Genomic DNA, 3,528 nt, shown 5'->3' with positions numbered 1-3,528 from the left:
CAACTGTAAATACAGCTTGTTGTACCGTCAACATGTGATTCACCTCCTTGTCTATCAATATTCACATCATAGACAGGAAAAGCAAAAAATATTCAGCTCACTTTATGATGTGGCTGAATAGTTACCCCGTCATTCTACTAATAGCGTAATTTCTTACTCTATCGGACTTAACAAAGTAATATAAGAATTTTGGATCAAGAATTTGCTTTAAAGGAGATAATACAATAAATTCTGTTGAACCAAGTCCTACTTCAGACTCTAATTTTGGAACCAAAGCAGTTTTGCCATTTTCCGTACAAGGAGTAATTCTCGCAAATAACACATCATTTTCTTTAAATCTCGAACCGCCACCTTGTCCAGCTTCTCTTTTACCAAAATAAGATATATGAGGGGAGTTTTCATTAACTGCACCCATTTCTACGTAGGAACAAATAGTCCCCTTTTCAATTCGATAGGTAGGATTGACTACACATACTTCAGCTAATTGCTTTACTTCCCACTCTTCAGGAATCTCCCCAATCTCCGTCTTTTTAAACTTCGTGTGTCCGATTCCCTTCGTAAACAACTGTTGTATAAGCCCCCTTTTCACTTTCTCCGTTTGCTCGATGATCGCTTCCGTTTTCTCGATGGCTTTATCGACAGATGAGAGGATAGCTGCGATTTTGCGTTGTTCATAAAGTGGTGGAACTTCTACTTGTAAATCATCAAGCTCTCCCTTCTTTATATGCTTCATAGTGGAACCATGAACACGTTCTTTTAATTTTTCCACGGATCTATCTAGCAGATAGTATAAAAAATCTTTATTAACATACTGGCTGGGCACTACTTTAAATATGTGCTGATTTAGTACAGCGTTTTCCCCTTTCCACTTATATGCTCCCAAGGAAGCAGACCATGAAAGAAGAAGATCACCGTGTTGAATCAAATGTCTATCATCAACAGTACCTGAATAATAGTCAAATTCAGCATCTGGATTATTTAGATTTGCAATACGAATAATAGGGAGGCCCTGTGTTCCCCACTCTTCAGGTTTAAATGCCCTACCATTTATAAACTCTGCTAGTTTGGATAAGGGTTCACGTCTCCATTCACTCATCATACCCCAACTCCTTTAAATACCCATACATCACCTTTTCAATTTCATCCCGTTCTTGTTCGAGTTGGCGAAGTTTGCGAAGCGCTTCTGCGACATCAATTTGTTCTTCTTCTTCGATTGTATCAATGTAACGTGCAATGTTTAAGTTATAGTCATTTTCTTTAATTTCCTCTAGTGTAACAACACGGCTATATTTGTCGACATCTTTCCACGCATCGTATGTGCTGACGATTTTTTCAATATCTTCATCTCGAAGAACGTTTTGATTTTTGCCTTCTTGGTAGTCCTGTGATGCGTCAATGAAAAGAACTTTTCCTTTTTTATGCTCTTCTTTGTTTTTATTGATGATAAGGATGCATGCTGGAATACCTGTTCCATAGAATAGGTTCGCTGGCAAACCGATAATGGCTTCAATTAAATCTTCTTCCAAGATGCCTTGACGAATTTTCCCTTCCGCCCCGCCACGGAAAAGGACGCCGTGCGGCATGACAACTCCCGCTTTTCCTTCATCATTAAGTGTGGCAATCATATGTTGAATAAACGCATAGTCTCCTGCGTTTTTTGGCGGTAAACCAAAACGGAAACGGTGAAATGCGTCTGCTTCTGCTTCCTCACGTCCCCAGTTTTTTAAGCTAAACGGAGGATTAGCAATGACGCGATCATATAATAGAAGCTCGCCGTTTTCGTCTAATAGTTTCGGTTCACGAATCGTATCGCCTTTTTTAATTTCATGGTCGCTTAAGCCATGAAGCAACAAATTCATTTTACAAATCGCCCATGTATTTAAGTTTTTCTCTTGTCCGTGCAATGTAATGTTGCGTGGATTGCCACCTTTTTCTTTTATGTAGTCAACCGATTGAATGAGCATCCCTCCAGACCCTGCGGTTGGATCGCATACACGCATGCCTTCTTCAGGTTTAATCAGTTTGACAATTAATTTAACGACTTGGCTTGGCGTATAAAACTCGCCACCTTTTTTTCCTGCATCATCAGCAAACTGCTTGATAAGATATTCGTAAGCACGTCCAAGAATATCAGGTTCTGATAAGTTTTCGTTGCGTAAGTCAATTTGCGAGAAGTGTTGTACTAATTGAAGAATCGTTTTATCTGACAGTTTTTCTTTATCGTTAAAATCAATATTCGCTAGTACCCCTTGTAGGGAAGGGTTTTCATCTTCTAACAATTCAAAGGCTTTATTAATGACCGCTCCCACGTCTTGGGAGTGGGATTGAATATAACTCCAACGTGCTTTTTCAGGTACAAAAAATTGATGTTCATCGCGATCATACCAACCGTAATCTTCGCCTTCTTCTTTTTCAATCCGCTCGGCGGTTTCGACAAACACATCGTTTAATCGTTTTAAAAACAACATTCCAAAAATATAGTTTTTATAGTCAGAAGAATCAATACTGCCACGCAATATATTCGCTGATTCCCATAAATGAGATTCAAGTTGTTGTAGCGTTAACTTGCTCATACTGTTGCCTCCGTCTTTTCTTGTTCTTTCATCTCTTACAACTTTAACTATAACAAAAATTCCTATTGTAAACTACTGTCATTTGAAAACATGCGAAACCCAGCTATGCTTCGATAGCTGGGCAGACGGTTGAAAATCACTATGGTGCTCATCACTACATTTCCAAGGAAAAACTAGCGAACCAATGTTTTTTTATATACTTGTTCAAGGAAATTTACCGTTTGTCAAGTACATGTTTTGATGATGAACCAAAATTAAAAAATGAGACATTGTTGTTAATTACCTTAGCTATTTTCAATCCAATCCCTTCTTCACTTTGAACTACCACTAGGCTAAAACCATAGTGGATTCCTAAGAACACCAGCCTATCGGCTAGTTATTGATTAGGCTATCCCCGTAGTTCCTACGGTTAATCGCAAGGCTTCCTTGCGAAGATTTAGGCTTGCGTTAATATCTCGGTCATGACGGGTATGACAATTAGGACACTCCCATTCACGCAATCCAAGATTTTTAACGTCTTTATTTTTATAGCCACAACATGAACATAGCTGACTGGATGGAAAGTTTTTTGCTACGGTGACAACTTGCTTTCCGTACCATTTCGCTTTGTATTCCAACATCATTCTAAATTGTGACCATGATACTTCACTAATCGCTTTTGCAAGGTGATGATTTTTCAGCATATTGCTTACAGACAAATCCTCCATCCCGATAATGTCGTGGTTTTTGACAATCTCGGTAGAGATTTTGTGCAAGTAGTCATTTCTTGCATTTGTAATTTTTTCGTGAATACGAGCAACTTTAATTCGTTGTTTGTTCCAATTAGAACCTCCCTCTAAAAATGTTGATATATCAAGGTTTCTTGGCATCTTAGGGGTGCCAAAAAAATATTTTTCGACAAAACTCATCACATACTTTTTCATTTTTGTTTATATCTAACAACCCATAGGTACGC

Annotated in this window: 2 protein-coding genes and 1 pseudogene; all 3 read right to left on the bottom strand. The window is 38.4% G+C overall.

Annotated features, from left to right (window positions below):
- Nucleotides 1-121: 121 nt before the first annotated feature.
- A complete protein-coding gene (locus K1I44_RS14850) occupies nucleotides 122-1,099 on the bottom strand; it encodes a restriction endonuclease subunit S (protein ID WP_219986614.1) in 978 nt (325 codons plus the stop codon).
- A complete protein-coding gene (locus K1I44_RS14845) occupies nucleotides 1,089-2,573 on the bottom strand; it encodes a type I restriction-modification system subunit M (RefSeq protein ID WP_219986613.1) in 1,485 nt (494 codons plus the stop codon). The genes K1I44_RS14850 and K1I44_RS14845 overlap by 11 nt, the downstream gene beginning before the upstream one ends.
- Before the next feature lie 383 nt (nucleotides 2,574-2,956).
- Nucleotides 2,957-3,457, bottom strand: a pseudogene (locus tag K1I44_RS14840) (RNA-guided endonuclease TnpB family protein); the annotation flags it as partial.
- Between the last annotated feature and the right edge of the window lie 71 nt (nucleotides 3,458-3,528).

The organism is Anoxybacillus sp. ST4 (assembly GCF_019448545.1).
In the GTDB taxonomy this organism is placed as follows: domain Bacteria; phylum Bacillota; class Bacilli; order Bacillales; family Anoxybacillaceae; genus Anoxybacillus; species Anoxybacillus pushchinoensis.
Note: the sequence above shows the minus strand (reverse complement) of the source record. Positions and strands in the feature narration are given on the sequence as shown.